Origin of the sequence: Bacillus safensis FO-36b (genome assembly GCF_000691165.1) — a bacterium.
Taxonomy (GTDB): Bacteria; Bacillota; Bacilli; order Bacillales; family Bacillaceae; genus Bacillus; species Bacillus safensis.
Genome location: NZ_ASJD01000001.1, coordinates 217,763 through 234,208 on the forward strand (window position 1 = coordinate 217,763; position 16,446 = coordinate 234,208).

A 16,446-nucleotide genomic window follows, 5' to 3' on the forward strand; every position below is an offset into this window, starting at 1 on the left:
CATGAAAGAGGGTCGCCTCTTTTTTCTATATGGAATCGGCTGAAACGGGCGTAAACCCATTCATTAAGTATGCTATGATAGATGTAGACATATAAAAAAGGCGTGACCTGAAGTCCGCGCCTTTTATCAAGAGTATTAGCTAGGGTCTCTTAAATCCCATTTAACGGTTAAAATGACTTTCTCAGCACGCTTTTTCACTTGTTCATAGGATTCAGCCACGTGCTCATTCAGAAGCTGAATTTGTTCAGCAATAAAACCCGCTTCCATCTGAAAGCATGGCTCCTTTTGATAGGTGAGTCGATTTGATACTAGTGGACCTTCGAGCTCAAACTCAATTTCCTGTTTTTTCGAATGGACCATTGTGAGAGTCCCCCATCCGGCATCATGGAAAAATTCGGGGATCTTCTCCCATGACTCTTGAGGAAATTTACGAGCAAGCAGTTTACCCGCAAAATACATCATAGATGAATGGTCCTGACCAAGAATATCAGGCAGCAGAACTTCGCGTATCAGCTCGTAGGCAAATCCATTGACTTCAATTTCTTTTAGCTGTTCTAAGTTAGATTCGAATTTATTCATTGTACGGCTCCCCTCTTTCAACAATTTATTATAGCTTATGTGGGCATATGATGACAGAGTTTTCCCTGAAGTCTAAGAAATTCTTATTGTAGTAAAACGAATTTTGATTTAAAACTTTTAAATTTCGGAAAATTTTAATTTATGTACGCGGTTTCTTGACGCTTTTTTGACATAGGAGTAAAATGAAATTGTCAATAAATTTGAATAAAGTGCTTACAATTGAAAGAAGCGGGGGTAAGACAATTTTCAAGCAATTGCACTTTTTTTACTAGGGGGTAAAGTAATGTCGGGGAACAAAGAATTTTTTTATCGGAGATTGCATTCTTTGCTTGGCGTCATTCCGGTCGGTCTATTTTTAATACAGCACTTAGTGGTTAACCACTTTGCGACGAATGGACCTGAGGCGTTTAACAAAGCTGCACACTTTATGGAACAGCTTCCTTTCAGATATGCACTTGAGCTGTTCGTGATTTTCTTACCACTGATCTATCATGCTGTTTATGGGGTGTACATAGCCTTTACGGCACAAAACAACACGTCTCGCTTCAGTTACTTAAGAAACTGGCTGTTCAGACTGCAAAGGATTTCAGGTATTATCACATTGATTTTTGTCTCTTGGCACGTATGGGAAACACGAATTCAAGCTCAGCTTGGAGCTGAAGTCAACTATGACATGATGGCGAATATTTTAAGCTCTCCATTTATGCTAGGCTTCTATATTGTCGGCGTTTTATCTACTATTTTCCACTTTGCTAATGGCTTGTGGTCATTTGCTGTCAGCTGGGGAATTACTGTTTCATCACGCTCACAACGAATCTCCACATATGTGACATTAGGTATATTTATAGCGCTTTCATATGTAGGGCTAAGAGCAATTTTCGCTTTTGTTTAAGAGGAAATAGATTAGTAGAAGAGGGAGAGGGGCTACAATGAGTAATTCTAGCATCATCGTTGTCGGAGGCGGCTTAGCTGGTCTCATGGCAACTATTAAAGCAGCAGAAGCGGGAACAGCTGTTCAACTATTTTCAATCGTACCTGTGAAACGTTCGCATTCTGTATGTGCACAGGGCGGAATCAACGGAGCGGTTAATACAAAAGGTGAAGGGGATTCACCTTATGAGCATTTTGATGACACGGTATACGGCGGAGATTTCTTAGCCAACCAGCCGCCAGTAAAGGCAATGTGTGAAGCAGCGCCGTCCATTATCCATTTACTTGATCGTATGGGTGTTATGTTTAATAGAACACCAGAGGGATTATTGGACTTCCGCCGTTTCGGGGGAACACAGCACCACCGTACAGCGTTTGCTGGAGCTACAACAGGCCAGCAGCTATTATACGCACTGGATGAGCAGGTTCGCCGCTATGAAGTAGCAGGACTTGTCACGAAATATGAAGGCTGGGAATTCCTTGGCGCTGTTTTAGATGACGAGGAAGTGTGCCGCGGGATTGTCGCGCAGAACTTGACGACAATGGAAATTGAATCCTTCCGTTCAGATGCAGTCATCATGGCAACAGGCGGTCCTGGAATCGTGTTCGGTAAATCAACGAACTCCATGATTAACACTGGGTCTGCTGCGTCCATCGTCTATCAGCAAGGTGCGCATTATGCAAATGGAGAATTCATTCAAATTCACCCGACAGCGATCCCAGGAGATGACAAGCTTCGTCTCATGAGTGAATCGGCTCGTGGTGAAGGCGGACGTGTTTGGACGTATAAAGACGGGAAGCCTTGGTACTTCCTTGAAGAAAAATACCCAGCATACGGGAACCTTGTACCGCGTGACATTGCAACGCGTGAAATCTTTGACGTATGTGTCGAGCAAAAGCTTGGCATCAACGGAGAGAACATGGTATATCTCGATCTTTCTCACAAAGATCCAAAAGAGCTTGATATTAAGCTTGGCGGAATCATTGAAATCTATGAAAAATTCATGGGTGACGACCCGCGTAAGCTGCCGATGAAAATCTTCCCAGCTGTTCATTACTCAATGGGCGGATTATGGGTCGATTATGATCAAATGACGAATATCAAAGGTCTATTCGCTGCCGGAGAATGTGATTACTCAATGCACGGCGGAAACAGACTTGGTGCAAACTCACTTCTTTCTGCGATTTACGGCGGAATGGTCGCTGGACCAAATGCGGTGAAGTACATTAGCGGTCTTGAAAAATCTGCGGAAGACCTTTCTTCTGCACTATTTGACAGCGCCGTGAAGAAAGAGCAGGAGAAATGGGACAACATCCTCAGCATGGACGGAACAGAAAATGCCTACGTGCTTCATAAAGAGCTTGGAGAATGGATGACGGATAACGTGACAGTGGTTCGTTACAATGACAAACTCTTAAAAACAGATCAGAAGATCGAAGAACTAATGGAGCGCTACAAGAAGATCAACATCAATGATACCGCATCATGGAGCAACCAAGGCGCTGCCTTCACACGTCAGCTTGACAACATGCTTCAGCTGGCAAGAGTCATTACGATCGGGGCATATAACCGGAATGAAAGCCGAGGCGCACACTATAAACCGGAATTCCCAGAAAGAAACGATGAAGAATTCCTTAAAACAACGATGGCTACGTTCAAAGGGAAAAATCAAAAGCCTGCATTCCACTATGAGGACGTCGATGTATCGTTAATTGCACCTCGTAAACGAGATTACTCGAAGAAAAAGGTGGAGAAATAAGATGAGTGAAAAAAACACAATTCAATTCATTATCACACGTCAAGATACAGCAGATGGAAAGCCTTATGATGAGGAATTCGAAATCCCCTACCGCCCAAATATGAACGTCATTTCCGCACTCATGGAAATTAGACGTAACCCGGTCAATAAACAAGGTGAAAAAACAACGGCGATCAACTGGGACATGAACTGTCTTGAAGAGGTGTGCGGAGCTTGTTCCATGGTCATTAATGGAAAACCGCGCCAGTCATGTACAGCCTTGATTGACAAGTTAGATCAGCCGATCCGTCTTCAGCCGATGAAGACATTCCCGGTCGTGAGAGACTTGCAGGTTGATAGAAGCCGCATGTTCAACTCCTTGAAAAAAGTAAAAGCATGGGTGCCGATCGATGGCACATATGATCTTGGACCTGGACCAAGAATGCCTGAGAAAAAACGTCAATGGGCGTATGAGCTTTCTAAATGTATGACATGTGGTGTCTGCCTTGAAGCTTGTCCAAACGTAAATGATAAGTCTTCCTTTATGGGCCCTGCACCGCTTTCGCAAGTTCGTCTATTTAACGCACATCCGACAGGTGCGATGAATAAGTCTGACCGTCTAGAAGAAATTATGGGAGACGGCGGTCTTGCGAACTGCGGGAACTCTCAAAACTGTGTGCAGGCTTGTCCGAAAGGAATCCCGCTGACAACGTCAATTGCAGCACTTAACCGAGATACAACATTACAAGCTTTCCGTAACTTCTTCGGAAGCGATCACGCAGAATAACATCACATTCAGTCCTCTTTGCCAATCATGATGAGTGTTTAAAAGAGGCTGGATGGAACACAAAATAAACGCCTCTTCCAATATGGGAGAGGCGTTTATTGATGAATAAGGAGATGATGAAGTGAGACTTCCATCATATATTGAGGAACCATTTGATGAATGGAGAGCATCTTTTCGATTTTATGTCGAAACGACTGTCCGTTTTTCAGAAACGGATATGTTCGGCCATATGAACAATGTCACCCCTTTTGTGTATTTTGAAGAAGCACGGATTGCCTTTTTTCAAAAAACAGGAATTGTGGATAAACGAATGAAACGTGTGAAAGAGACGATTACAGTCGTGGCAAACCTGCAATGTGATTACATCAAACAGGTGGAGATAGGGGAGCGGCTTCGTGTGTATGTAAAGCCAGAAAAAGTCGGATCAAGCTCACTCATCCTTCATTATTTAGGAGAAAACGAAAAGCAGGAACCATGCTTTACAGGCTCAGTCACCATGGTGCAAATTAATAAAGAAACAGGCGCATCTGTCCCATTTACAGAGGAAGAAAAAGAGACATTTCAAGCTCAACGAAATAAGTAACATAGAGCCCTCATCATCGTGTAAGCTTCATTTTGTTATAATAAAAGGATCATATCAAGAAGAAACAAAAGGAGAACACATGAAGATTTTTCAATATGACACCATTGATAGTACAAATAATGAAGCAAAAAGGCTTATGCAAAAAGGAGAAAAACCTTCATTTGCTGTCTATGCACATCAGCAGACAGAAGGAAGAGGCAGGCTGGGCAGACCGTGGGAAACGCCTGCAGGGAATGTCGCTGTGACCATGACAGTTTTGCCGCCAGAAGAACTCTCCACCCAGTCAACGATCGCTCCGCTGACGGCACTAGCGATCTACGATGTACTCAAACCTCTCATCAGGGCTGAGGATCAGCTGGCGATCAAATGGCCAAATGATATTCTCATCAATGAAGCAAAGGTATCAGGCACATTGATTGAAGCGGACCGTACCGCCATTTATATCGGGGTTGGCATCAATGTGAAGACAAAGCCAGAGCATGTTCCGTACAAAACCATTTGCCTATCAGAGCTTACAGAGGTAAAAGCTGATCAGCTTGTGAAAGAACTTGCCGCCGCTTTTGAAAAATATCATACACGCTGGAAGAATGAAGGGTTTGAAGCACTCACGGCCCTCTACAACAAACGATTATATCGTCTTCATAAACCGCTGCGGATTTCGTTAGACCGTGAAAAACAAACATGGGAAGAGGGCATTTGCTGCGGAGTCAACCGCTACGGTCATCTCCAGCTCAAAGATGAGAAAGGGCAGATAAAAGCTCATTCTGCCGGAGATATAGATGCACCGCTTCAGCATTAAAAAAAGCAGACGATATTCTCGTCTGCTCAGCGTGTAGACAAACCCCTGCATTCGTTGTCAGGTCTGCGCTCCGGTGCTCGCGAATGTCAAATTCGCTCCGCTCCTGTGCTCGTCCTTCCTAGGGCTGCAAAGGTTTTCTATCACGCTGAAAAGAAGACAAAGGGCTAAAATCAAGATCATTTTAGCCCTTTGTCAACAATCTGAGCAGACGATGTTCTCGTCTGCTTTAAGCTTCTCTTTTAATATGAGGCTGAATCACATAGTCTTGTTTTGTGAAAACAACTCCGTCTAGAATTTCTCTTGCCGTTCGAATGACTTTGACTCTGTTTTGAGAGATGTCAATTTCCGTTTGCATAATCCCGGCAGGATGCCCAATACGAAGGGTGTCATCTTGACCTTGGAACAGCTGAGAAGGAAGCGTTTCATCCAGGAAACAGCTGGCTGTCACGCAGACAGAGCCGGTAATGGCAAGTGCTTGGTGCGGTCTTTGCATTGATAGCATACGAACGATGATGTCCATATCTTCTGCTCGTCTCAAGATTCCATTTGTATCTACATAATCAGCAGGCTCGCTGATGAGCGCAAGCTTTGGAACAGCTGGAGACTGTAATGTGGCCATTTCTTTTGGTGCAAAGTGACACATTTCAGCAGCGAGAGAACGGATTTCTTCTAAATCATCCAGTAATTCATCTGTAAACTCTTCAGGTAATTCAGTTCCTTTTAATTGAATATCCTTGGCACGAATAAAGGCAATTGGATTTGCAATGTCAATGATCGAGATAGGAATCTCTCCAAATTTTGTTTGAATCGTATCCATTTTGTTTCCAGTCGGAAAGGTTTTACCTGTGACAGCGCCTTCAGGTTTCTCAAAGGATAAATAAATGGGAGAACCGGTTCCTTTTACGCCTGGAATTTCTGCCTGTCCTTCAAATTTTACTTCCCCATTTTCGACTTCGACCTCTGCCGTAATGACTTTATTTGTATTGGTATTGAGAATACGCACAGTCGTAATGGGCTCAACCGCTTGAACAAGTCCTTTAATGATCGCATACGGCCCAACGGCTGATGAGATGTTCCCGCAGTTTCCTTTAAAGTCGACATATCTCTCATTAATACTGACCTGTGCAAATGTGTAGTTCACATCCACATCCGGGCGTGTGGCTTTATCGATAATGGCCACTTTGCTTGTTAAAGAATTACCGCCGCCGATCCCATCGACCTGCAGCCGGTCAGGGCTGCCCATAATGTCTAATAGAAATGCCTCGAGCTCATCGTGTTCATATGGTGCATTGTTTGCGTGAATGAATACCCCTTTGCTTGTACCGCCTCGCATGATTGTGATTGGAACTTTTCTCATGACTCTCACCCTCAATTTTTAATGAACTGTTTATCTAACCAAAATGGTAAAGTATAATAAGAAATAAGTTAAATACATTATTTTAAGAGAAATCAATAAAAATATTTTATAATTAGTAAAAAAGGAGGGCATACAATGGATGAAAAAGATTGGCGGTTTTTAAAGGTGCTTTATGAAGAAAAGAACATCACAAAAGCGGCAGAAAAATTATTTGTCTCTCAGCCTGCCTTAAGCTATCGATTGAAACAGCTTGAAGAGGAGTTTGATATGAAGCTTTTCTTTAAAAGAAAACGAGGAATTGAATTTACATCAGAGGGCGAATACTTGGCTAAATACGCAAATGACATGCTCAAACAGCTGCATCAAACGAAAGATGGCATGCTCAATATGCAAAAAAAGGTCAAAGGAACGATCCGGTTAGGGGTCTCAAGTAACTTTGCCCAATATAAACTACCAGAAATATTAAAAGAATTTTCTAAGCAGTATCCACATGTTCAATTTATGGTCAACACAGGCTGGAGCACAAAGGTAATGGATTTATTAGGAACATCAAGTGTGCATTTAGGGATTTTAAGAGGTGATTATGACTGGAATGGAGAGCGTTTTTTGCTTGATAAAGAGCGTCTTTGCATTATTTCAAAATCAGAGATTCAGCTAAAGGATCTCCCGAATCTGCCGCTCATTGACTATCATACAGACAGTTCATTAAAACGGCTGATTAACAGATGGTGGCAGGAAACATTCACAATGCCTCCGCTTGTCACGATGGAGACAGACCGTCAGGATACATCAAAAGAGATGGTGAAGCATGGTTTAGGCTATGCCATTGTCCCAGAAATTTGCCTCAGACCAAGTGATGAGTTATTTGTAAAAGGACTTTCGTATAAAGATGGACAGCCTGTTTTAAGAGATACATGGCTCATGTACCAGCCAGACTCACTTCATTTGTCTGTGGTGAAAGCGTTCATTGAGTTTTTAAGAAATCAGCAAGGTTGATTATAAAAGAAATTTATTGAATAAGCGAAAAAATCGATATTTTCATTATAAAAAAAGCTATTATATCCTTGAAATAGAAAGCGCTAACATATAGATCGCAAGTGCAAGGGGGCGCTTGCAGATCATGTAAAGAAGAGGATGGAGGGATATAAAGTGCTAGCTATTTTAGGGATCTTGATGGTCTTGACATTTACATTTCTCATTATGACAAAACGTATGCATCCGGTGGTGGCTCTAACCGTTGTACCTATCATATTTGCATTGATCGGCGGCTTTAACAAAGGGTTAGGGGACATGATGCTTGATGGACTGAAAACTGTTGCACCATCAGCTGCTTTATTGTTATTTGCGATTTTATTCTTCGGTGTCATGCTGGATGCTGGATTGTTTGATCCTCTGATTAAACTCATTCTACGTATTGTAAAAGGTGATCCTGTCAAAATTGCTTTTGGGGTAGCAATTTTGTCTATGCTTGTTGCATTAGATGGTGACGGAACAACAACGTACATGATTACCGTATCAGCGATGCTGCCACTTTTCTTAAGAATCGGGATGAACCCATTAATTTTAGGAACAATTTCATTATTATCATTAGGAATTATGAGCGGAATGACGCCATGGGGCGGTCCGGCTACTCGTGCAATCGCGGCGCTTGGATTAGATGCAGGCGAATTTTTCATTCCATTACTCCCAACGATGGTTGGAGGCGGTCTTTTTATACTTTTTACTGCTTATGTACTTGGGAAAAAAGAAAGAAAACGGATTGGGATTGCAGAAATTCAGCACAAAAAAGAGGTGTCCATTTCTCCTGAATTGGCTGCGTCAATTGAAGATGGAGTAGCCGATATCAAGAGACCGAATCTGATTTGGATTAACTTCTTCCTTACAGTTGCTGTCATGGTCACACTCGTCATGGATATCATACCAATTCCTGTACTCTTTTTAATTGGATTTGTCATCGCTCTTATGATCAACTATCCAAAGGTTGAAGATCAACGCGAGCGAATTTTATCTCATGCAGGCAACGCATTAACGGTTATCACACTTGTATTTGCAGCAGGGATTTTCACAGGGATCTTTTCTGGAACAAAAATGGTTGAGTCCATTGCCAATTTGGTCATTTACATGATTCCGGATTCCTACAGCTCATTTTTCCCGCTGATTGTGGCTTTGACGAGTATGCCATTTACATTTGTGCTTTCAAACGATGCTTACTATTTCGGGGTGCTGCCAATCTTGGCTGAAGCCGGCGCAGCTTACGGAATTGATCCGGTGGAAATTGCACGTGCCTCTATCATAGGGCAGCCTGTCCACTTACTGAGTCCGCTTGTCGCTTCAACACTGCTGCTTGTCAGTATGCTGAACAAAGATATTGGTGATTTGCAAAAATATGCACTGCTATGGACCGTGTTAACTGCCATTTTTACAACACTTATTGCATTGTTAACAGGCGCCATTTCAATCTTTTAAATACCACGCAAAAAAGGACGATGTCTCGGGGAAGAGGCACGTCCTTTTTTGCGTGGATGAAAGCGCAGAAATTGGACGCTGATATGCGGGATTTCTTGATTTTAACGTCACCTACCTCAGGCACCCGGCATATGATATCTCGACTATACAGAATCCCATTCTATAGAGACTAGAGCTCTCACCTTAGCAAGGAGGGTTACAATACTTGAAGGAGAAAGAGTTTCAATCCAAGCCGCTATTAACCAAAAGAGAAAGAGAAGTATTCGAATTGCTCGTCCAAGATAAAACAACAAAAGAAATTGCAAGCGAGCTTTTTATTAGCGAAAAGACTGTTCGAAATCACATTTCGAATGCCATGCAAAAGCTAGGAGTCAAAGGCCGTTCACAGGCTGTAGTCGAGCTTCTGCGTATGGGTGAGCTAGAGCTCTAAAGTCAGCCGGTTTTCCTTCCATATCGGGAAGGAACCGGTTATTTCTATATGGTTTCCATGAGTCTCTTCTTGCATTTTCTTTGAAAAACGAGGAAAATAGACATGTACGTTTTAATCAAAGTGAGATGCTATAGTGAGGTATCAATTAAATGGAAACGAATGAGTCAGGCCATGTTGCAGAGATTGAAAAATCATTGCGTCACATTGCCGCAATTATTAAGCAAAAAGGCAGAGAAATCCTGAATCAATATACGATTACACCTCCACAATTCATTGGGCTTCAGTGGCTTTATGAATTCGGAGATATGACAATAGGCGAGCTGTCACAAAAGATGTACTTGGCTTGCAGTACAACCACTGATTTAATTGATAGAATGGAAAAAAGTGAACTTGTCGAACGGGTGAAAGATCCATCTGACCGCCGCGTGGTTCGCATTCATTTATTGCCTGAAGGCGAGCGGATCATTCAAGAAGTGATTGCTAAACGCCAAGAATACGTCAGTGAACTTCTAGAGGCTTTCTCAGAAGAAGAAGCCATCGTTTTCAACCAATCCTTAACGAAACTACAGCAGCAAATGAAAAGAAAATGAGGCGATTTTGTTGGATCAACCAATCGGCGTCATTGATTCCGGCGTCGGCGGTTTAACCGTTGCAAAGGAAATCATGAGACAACTGCCAAAAGAAAAAATCATTTATGTAGGCGATACAAAACGATGTCCATATGGCCCAAGGAAAGAAGAAGAAGTTCTTCAATATACATGGGAAATGGCACACTACTTACTAAAACACCACCATATTAAAATGCTCGTCATTGCATGCAACACAGCAACAGCGATCGCACTGGATGAAATTAAAGCAACGCTTGATATTCCGGTTATTGGCGTCATTCAGCCTGGCGCCCGTACAGCAATTAAAGTGACGAACAACCAGCATATTGGCGTTATTGGCACAGTCAATACGATCAAAAGCGAGGCATACAAAGAAGCGCTGCTGTCACTAAAAGCAGGTCTAACAGTTCAAAGTCTGGCGTGTCCGCTCCTTGTCCCATTTGTGGAAAGCGGTACGTTTTTAGATCAGACAGCAGAGGCAGTGGTGAAAGATTCCCTTGAACCGATGAAAGAGACAGGAATTGACACACTTATTCTTGGCTGCACACACTATCCAATTTTAAAAGAGCCGATTCAGCGCTTTATGGGCAGTGATGTCAGCATCATTTCATCAGGGGACGAGACAGCGAGAGAAGCGAGTACGATTCTTTCATATAAAGGGCTGTTAAATACCTCTAAAGAAGCGCCTGTCCATACATTTTACACAACGGGGCAGCAGCAAAATTTTCAAAACATCGCTCGTGACTGGTTTGGCTACCTGCCAGGGAAGGTCGAAACTGTGTCACTTGAACACATCTACCAGCAATAACCCCCTTCTATTTTGAAGTGGGTTATTTTTTTATGAAAAGGGTCTAATCCTCTGGGGGAGCTCGTATACATAGTAGTACAAACTACTAGAGGAGGGTGAAGTATGCTGAAAAAAGGATCTACAGCAGCTGTTACGTGTATCGCGTCAGCCATGCTTTTGTCAGGATGCGGATTGTTTCAAACAGACCAAGCGAAAACAGAGATTGACCCGCCACAAAACGTCACATATGTGAAAGAAAATAAAGAAGATAAACAAACAGCCAAAGAAGGAAAAGAAGAGAAGCAGGCAGATACGGTCATGAGAGAATTATATTTAATAGATAAAAACGGGTATGTCGTATCTCAATCCATTCCATTGCCGAAAAATGAAGGGAGTGCCAAACAAACCCTTGAATATCTCGTGGATGGGGGGCCTATTTCGAACTTAATGCCGAATGGATTCAGAGCAGTGTTGCCAGCGGATACGAGCGTATCTGTCGATATTAAAGACGGAACGGCGGTTGTCGATTTTTCAAATGAATTTAAAAACTATAAAAAAGAAGACGAGCAGCGCATTTTGCAATCTGTTACTTGGACGTTAACACAGTTTGATTCCATAGCCAAAGTCAAATTGAAGATGAATGGACATGAACTAAAAGAAATGCCTGTGAACGGTACACCTATCTCAGATGATTTAAGCAGAGAAGACGGTATTAATATCCAGCACGAGGCTGCTGCTGATATGACAGCGACAAAGCCAGTGACGGTTTACTATTTAGCTGAATCTGATGAACAGACGTACTATGTTCCGGTGACCAAAAGAGCGCCAAAAGACGAGGATGATCCGATTACAGCAGCGATTGATGAGCTCGTCTCTGGACCAAGCAAAAAAAGCCATCTGCTTACAGACTTCGATCAAGATGTGAAGCTGAATGATGTACCAAAAGTAAAAGATGGCCATGTGACACTTGATTTCAACGAATCCATTTTTGGCAGTGCAGATGAAAAGAAAAAGGTCATTTCACAAAAAGTTCTTGATAGCATTGTGCTCACATTAACCGAGCTGCCGGACGTCAAAAGCGTATCTGTCAAGGTGAACGGCAAGGCTGAGCTTGTGAACGAAAAAGGAGCAGAGCTCACAAAGCCGGTTTCACGACCAGAACAAGTGAATACAGGTAGTTTTTAACGTCACACATTGATATAATGGAGAAAAAGAGGCATGCATATTCGCTGCCTCTTTTTTATTCCAAGCGATTAGAACGAGCTGAGGTTGTCAAAGTTAGTAGGAGAACCCCGCTGGCACTCGCGAGGAATGTATATCGTAACGGAGGTAAAACATGAGATTAGATGAAAGACAATATGACGAATTGAGAAAAATTGAAATAGAGGCAGGCTACATCACGCACCCAGAAGGCTCTGTCTTAATCTCAGCGGGAAATACGAAGGTGATTTGTAACGCATCGATCGAAGACCGCGTACCTCCTTTTTTAAGAGGAGAAGGAAAAGGCTGGATCACAGCAGAATATAGCATGCTTCCAAGAGCAACTGCACAAAGAACGATAAGAGAATCATCTAAAGGAAAAGTCACAGGACGCACTATGGAGATTCAGCGTTTAATTGGACGAGCACTCCGCGCAGTCGTTGACTTAGAAAAGCTTGGCGAACGCACCATTTGGATTGATTGTGATGTTATTCAAGCAGACGGCGGCACACGCACAGCATCCATCACAGGTGCTTTTGTTGCCATGACACTTGCGATTCAAAAGCTACGAGCTGAAGGAGTCATCAAAGAAAACCCGATTACTGATTATTTAGCGGCGATATCCGTCGGAATTGATTCTCAGCAAGGACTTCTGTTAGATTTAAACTATGAAGAAGATTCGTCTGCTGAAGTAGATATGAATGTCATCATGACAGGCGCTGGTCGCTTTGTTGAACTTCAAGGAACAGGAGAAGAAGCGACATTCTCAAGAGAACAACTAAACGGACTGCTTGAATTAGCCGAAAAGGGCATCAAAGAACTAATCGAAAAGCAAAAAGCAGTAACAGGAGAAGTCATCGAATAAAGAGAAGGGTTTGATCAGGATGAAAACAGCCATCATTGCAACGCACAATGCGGGCAAAGCGAAAGAATTCAAAGCCATTCTTGAGCCGAAAGGATTCACGGTCAAAACACTAGCAGACATTGGCTTTACTGAAGAAATTGAAGAAACAGGACAAACCTTCGAAGAAAATGCCATCATCAAAGCGGAGGCCATTCAAGCCAAAGCAGGTGAAATGGTCATTGCAGACGATTCCGGTCTGTCGATTGATTATCTGGGCGGAAAACCTGGCGTGTATTCAGCGAGATACGCAGGTGAGCATAAAGACGATGCGGAGAATGTGGAAAAAGTGCTGAGCGAACTTCAAGGCATTGAAAAAGAAGACCGCACAGCCAGATTCAGATGTGCCCTTGCTGTCAGCATACCAGGTAAAGAAACAAAAACGGTAGAAGGATCAGTAGAAGGCTTTATCGCAGAGGAACCAATCGGCGAAAACGGCTTCGGATACGACCCAATTTTCATCGTTAAAGACAAAGACCAGACGATGGCCGAGTTATCACCAGAGGAGAAAAACAAGATCAGCCATCGAGCGGTCGCGCTTCAAAAGCTTTCATCACTGCTAGACGCAAATGAATAAGGGGGAATGAAGCCATGAAGATACTCATCATTAGTGACAGTCATGGACTCACAGACGAACTTCAAACCATTGCCAAACGGCATGCGGCTGAAGTTGACATGATGATTCACTGCGGAGATTCAGAACTCGAAACGAACCACCCAGCACTCGAAGGATACAAAGTCGTCAAAGGAAATTGTGACTTTATGGGCGATTTTGAAGAAGAGCTCCTGCTCCCACTTGATGGAGGCGGAAAACTATTTCTCACTCACGGACATCTGCATGGCATCAAACAATCCTTACTTCAAGTCTACTACCGTGCAGAAGAGCTGGGCGCAGACATTATCTGCTTTGGCCACTCGCACATTCCAGGCAGTGAACTGCTCAGAGGAAAACTGCTCATTAACCCAGGCAGCGTGCACCTGCCAAGAGTGCGAAAAGAGCGCAGCTATGCTATACTGACACTAGATGGAAGCGAAGCAAACGTACAGTTTTTCACGGACGAAGGTCAGGTCATACAAGACCTCGAAAACACTGTCACATTGGAAGGTATTTCATAAGGGTGCAGCATTTGCCCCTTATGAAAAAACTTTCGAAAAACCGTTGACTTTAAAGAACAATAGTAATATAATAAATCTTGTCGCTGAGGTAATACACCAAAGCACACTACATAACAACATGTCCCAGTAGCTCAGCAGGATAGAGCAACGGCCTTCTAAGCCGTCGGTCGGGAGTTCGAATCTCTCCTGGGACGTATAATAAATCGGGTGCTAAAGCCCGTCAAATCAACCTCTTATATCGTTTAGTGAAACGGTCAGTATAACGGTTATTTAAGGAATTATACCGTATATCACCCTGTATTACTAACGATAGGGGTTTTTTTTATGACCTAAAAAGATACGACTATTTGAGGAATTATCTGTTTCTTGCTCTACCGTTCAATACCAAATATTGATTAATCAGCTGTATTAAGTGACTTTATCATGATTTCAAATGTAACTTGACGTCATTACAAGGCAGATGAAAGTTAGCGGTAATAGAAACAAGCGTACCATAAGAGATTACGCACTTCATGTATAGTATTTTCAAAGCGTAACGAATATTCAGCATAGAGTGGATATTCGAGTCAGTTTTTTGAATGAAAAGAAGTATAGATTATGTGGTGTTACGGAAGAACGTTTCCTTGAAGTGAGTCATAAGTTTTATAGAATCATGAAATCATTCTAATAAGCAAGAGTACTTAGATGTGATTTTAATTTTAGAAAGAATTATGAATATTACGATTAATGAAAGCATTAAGTGACAGGAGTCTCATATGTTATATAAAATAAAGGTATTTTATTCACATTGATAGTAGGTATATGTTGGGATTAGAATTGACATTACCAGTCGTTGAGATGTTTTTAAACTTAAAAACTGAGGTGGGAAAAATGCAGGAAGTAATTTGTTTAAATTGTTTTAATGTAGACGAACAAATGGAAGCATTAAATATAGAAGTTGATGATTTAAATGAATCTCCTCCTATTTATATTGTTGGATATGCAGAAGAAGGCGAATATTATTGTACAAAGTGTGAGGAAGAATTGTTACCAACGGAATGCTATGTAATTGATGAAGGTTCAAAGGAAGTACTAATGAGAATAGTTGCGGAAAAGGCCGGTGAAATTCTATCTGAGAAAATTGAATACTGCTCTTACTGTTCTGAAGGCCAAGAAATAGAATACACTTCATATAAGTATGAGAAAGAGGAGCTTAACTTTTTACATATAGGAGAGCATGTATATGACTTCTTGAGTGAAAATGGTGTGTTTGAAGAGTATTTTGATCTAATTTTAGATAACTTAATATGTCCAAACTGTAACTATGGGTCAGGCTACGATCCAAAAAATGATCCTGATAATGGAAGTTTCGAATCTCTTGATAAAATATATACAAGAGAGGAAATTAATTCCTTTTGGGGATTTGATGAGGACTCTTTTTCAGAAATTGCCAAGAAATATGAAATTAATATCGAGTCTTCAAAATTAAAGGAATTTGAGGATTATCTATTTGAAAAACCTCTTTTGGCTTATAAACATGAAATTGGTAAAAAAATATATCGAACATTAGAGAATATTTACTCGCAAGAAGATTATTTTATATTAGAACGTGGTTTGGAGTTATTTAGAGGTCGAAATAGGGGAAAAGATAAAAAGAAACATAGTCAAGAGACAATGTGGAATCCGCCTAAAGGAGACACCTCACATGGCAGATATAATCCAGTAGGTATTTCCGTATTATATTGCACAAATGATTTGAAGGGGATTCCTTATGAAATTGAACCGAAAAAGAACGAAGTTACAGATGTAGCTACTTTTAATAATTGTAGGAAATTATTTTTATTAGATATTGATAGAATATTTACAGGATTTGAAGGCTTTTTATCAGCAGAAAACCAAGAAAGTACAAATGTTAGGAAAGGTTATCTAATTACTAACTTTATTGCAATTTGCTGTATTGAGATTGGATTCGATGGGATTAAGTATGAAGGTGCTAGTGACTTGGGTTATTATAACTTTGCTTTTTTTAACCCGAATGATTTTACATTTAATGTAAAAGGAGAAATCGATAGTATTAATTTTAAATCAAATTATGATATTTCTTAGATATTCGTTATAAAATACTTGTGGAGAAGTAATATGTATAAACCTTTTCATTTTATTAATAATAGGTAGCGTATAAAAT

At 41.5% G+C, this 16,446-nt stretch carries 17 protein-coding genes and 1 tRNA gene; 16 read left to right on the top strand and 2 right to left on the bottom strand.

All coding sequences use genetic code 11. From position 1 onward, the window contains the following. Positions 1 to 135 precede the first annotated feature (135 nt). On the bottom strand, positions 136 to 579 hold the full coding sequence (locus BA81_RS01090) for a YslB family protein (RefSeq protein ID WP_024423214.1): 444 nt from the start codon (positions 577 to 579) through the stop codon (positions 136 to 138). 283 nt (positions 580 to 862) lie between these two features. On the opposite strand from BA81_RS01090, the gene BA81_RS01095 reads away from it, so the two are divergent. From BA81_RS01095 to BA81_RS01115, 5 genes are all read left to right on the top strand, one after another. Then, on the top strand, positions 863 to 1,471 hold the full coding sequence (locus BA81_RS01095; protein WP_034279743.1) for a succinate dehydrogenase cytochrome b558 subunit: 609 nt from the start codon (positions 863 to 865) through the stop codon (positions 1,469 to 1,471). Positions 1,472 to 1,508: 37 nt separating this feature from the next. Then, positions 1,509 to 3,269: a succinate dehydrogenase flavoprotein subunit gene (gene sdhA / locus BA81_RS01100; protein ID WP_034279746.1), complete on the top strand. Its 1,761-nt coding sequence runs from the start codon at positions 1,509 to 1,511 to the stop codon at positions 3,267 to 3,269. Between the two features lies 1 nt (position 3,270). Further along, positions 3,271 to 4,035 carry a succinate dehydrogenase iron-sulfur subunit gene (sdhB, locus tag BA81_RS01105; protein WP_034279749.1) on the top strand — a complete coding sequence of 255 codons (765 nt, stop codon included), beginning with the start codon at positions 3,271 to 3,273 and terminating at the stop codon, positions 4,033 to 4,035. A gap of 121 nt (positions 4,036 to 4,156) precedes the next feature. Next, complete coding sequence (locus tag BA81_RS01110; protein ID WP_034279751.1) at positions 4,157 to 4,618, top strand: acyl-CoA thioesterase; 462 nt, start codon at positions 4,157 to 4,159, stop codon at positions 4,616 to 4,618. A 79-nt stretch (positions 4,619 to 4,697) separates the two neighbouring features. Continuing rightward, positions 4,698 to 5,417 (top strand): biotin--[acetyl-CoA-carboxylase] ligase, encoded by a 720-nt coding sequence (locus BA81_RS01115; protein ID WP_034279753.1) that lies wholly within the window; start codon positions 4,698 to 4,700, stop codon positions 5,415 to 5,417. Between the two features lie 226 nt (positions 5,418 to 5,643). Here BA81_RS01115 and BA81_RS01120 read toward each other — a convergent pair whose 3' ends face one another. Next, on the bottom strand, positions 5,644 to 6,774 hold the full coding sequence (locus BA81_RS01120; RefSeq protein ID WP_034279756.1) for a 2-methylaconitate cis-trans isomerase PrpF family protein: 1,131 nt from the start codon (positions 6,772 to 6,774) through the stop codon (positions 5,644 to 5,646). Between the two features lie 135 nt (positions 6,775 to 6,909). On the opposite strand from BA81_RS01120, the gene BA81_RS01125 reads away from it, so the two are divergent. The 11 genes from BA81_RS01125 to BA81_RS01175 all read left to right on the top strand — a co-directional run bounded on the left by BA81_RS01125 (position 6,910) and on the right by BA81_RS01175 (position 16,367). Then, the gene (locus tag BA81_RS01125; protein ID WP_034279759.1) at positions 6,910 to 7,770 is read left to right on the top strand and encodes a LysR family transcriptional regulator; all 861 of its coding nucleotides are present in this window, start codon (positions 6,910 to 6,912) and stop codon (positions 7,768 to 7,770) included. A gap of 153 nt (positions 7,771 to 7,923) precedes the next feature. Continuing rightward, entirely contained in the window at positions 7,924 to 9,240 is a 1,317-nt protein-coding gene (locus tag BA81_RS01130) for a CitMHS family transporter (protein ID WP_034280734.1), read from the top strand. A gap of 205 nt (positions 9,241 to 9,445) precedes the next feature. Beyond that, on the top strand, positions 9,446 to 9,670 hold the full coding sequence (gene gerE, locus BA81_RS01135; RefSeq protein ID WP_003184172.1) for a spore germination transcription factor GerE: 225 nt from the start codon (positions 9,446 to 9,448) through the stop codon (positions 9,668 to 9,670). Between the two features lie 149 nt (positions 9,671 to 9,819). Next, entirely contained in the window at positions 9,820 to 10,260 is a 441-nt protein-coding gene (locus BA81_RS01140; protein WP_034279763.1) for a MarR family winged helix-turn-helix transcriptional regulator, read from the top strand. A gap of 7 nt (positions 10,261 to 10,267) precedes the next feature. Next, a complete protein-coding gene (racE, locus tag BA81_RS01145; protein ID WP_373271705.1) occupies positions 10,268 to 11,086 on the top strand; it encodes a glutamate racemase in 819 nt (272 codons plus the stop codon). Positions 11,087 to 11,188: 102 nt separating this feature from the next. After that, positions 11,189 to 12,250 (top strand): GerMN domain-containing protein, encoded by a 1,062-nt coding sequence (locus BA81_RS01150; protein ID WP_034279767.1) that lies wholly within the window; start codon positions 11,189 to 11,191, stop codon positions 12,248 to 12,250. A 151-nt stretch (positions 12,251 to 12,401) separates the two neighbouring features. Then, on the top strand, positions 12,402 to 13,130 hold the full coding sequence (gene rph / locus BA81_RS01155; RefSeq protein WP_034279770.1) for a ribonuclease PH: 729 nt from the start codon (positions 12,402 to 12,404) through the stop codon (positions 13,128 to 13,130). 10 nt (positions 13,131 to 13,140) lie between these two features. Then, the gene (locus tag BA81_RS01160) at positions 13,141 to 13,743 is read left to right on the top strand and encodes an XTP/dITP diphosphatase (protein ID WP_095409231.1); all 603 of its coding nucleotides are present in this window, start codon (positions 13,141 to 13,143) and stop codon (positions 13,741 to 13,743) included. 14 nt (positions 13,744 to 13,757) lie between these two features. Then, on the top strand, positions 13,758 to 14,282 hold the full coding sequence (locus BA81_RS01165; RefSeq protein WP_024427164.1) for a YfcE family phosphodiesterase: 525 nt from the start codon (positions 13,758 to 13,760) through the stop codon (positions 14,280 to 14,282). Between the two features lie 120 nt (positions 14,283 to 14,402). Beyond that, positions 14,403 to 14,476 (top strand) — tRNA-Arg (locus BA81_RS01170). A 610-nt stretch (positions 14,477 to 15,086) separates the two neighbouring features. Further along, the gene (locus tag BA81_RS01175; RefSeq protein ID WP_161522983.1) at positions 15,087 to 16,367 is read left to right on the top strand and encodes an RES domain-containing protein; all 1,281 of its coding nucleotides are present in this window, start codon (positions 15,087 to 15,089) and stop codon (positions 16,365 to 16,367) included. The last annotated feature ends 79 nt before the right edge of the window (positions 16,368 to 16,446 follow it).

Coding starts and splice junctions, on each gene's coding strand:
- BA81_RS01095 (WP_034279743.1), top strand. CDS start 863: ATGTCGGGGAACAAAGAATTTTTTTATCGGAGATTGCATTCTTTGCTT.
- sdhA (WP_034279746.1), top strand. CDS start 1,509: ATGAGTAATTCTAGCATCATCGTTGTCGGAGGCGGCTTAGCTGGTCTC.
- sdhB (WP_034279749.1), top strand. CDS start 3,271: ATGAGTGAAAAAAACACAATTCAATTCATTATCACACGTCAAGATACA.
- BA81_RS01090 (WP_024423214.1), bottom strand. CDS start 579: ATGAATAAATTCGAATCTAACTTAGAACAGCTAAAAGAAATTGAAGTC.
- BA81_RS01125 (WP_034279759.1), top strand. CDS start 6,910: ATGGATGAAAAAGATTGGCGGTTTTTAAAGGTGCTTTATGAAGAAAAG.
- BA81_RS01115 (WP_034279753.1), top strand. CDS start 4,698: ATGAAGATTTTTCAATATGACACCATTGATAGTACAAATAATGAAGCA.
- BA81_RS01120 (WP_034279756.1), bottom strand. CDS start 6,774: ATGAGAAAAGTTCCAATCACAATCATGCGAGGCGGTACAAGCAAAGGG.
- BA81_RS01165 (WP_024427164.1), top strand. CDS start 13,758: ATGAAGATACTCATCATTAGTGACAGTCATGGACTCACAGACGAACTT.
- rph (WP_034279770.1), top strand. CDS start 12,402: ATGAGATTAGATGAAAGACAATATGACGAATTGAGAAAAATTGAAATA.
- BA81_RS01150 (WP_034279767.1), top strand. CDS start 11,189: ATGCTGAAAAAAGGATCTACAGCAGCTGTTACGTGTATCGCGTCAGCC.
- BA81_RS01140 (WP_034279763.1), top strand. CDS start 9,820: ATGGAAACGAATGAGTCAGGCCATGTTGCAGAGATTGAAAAATCATTG.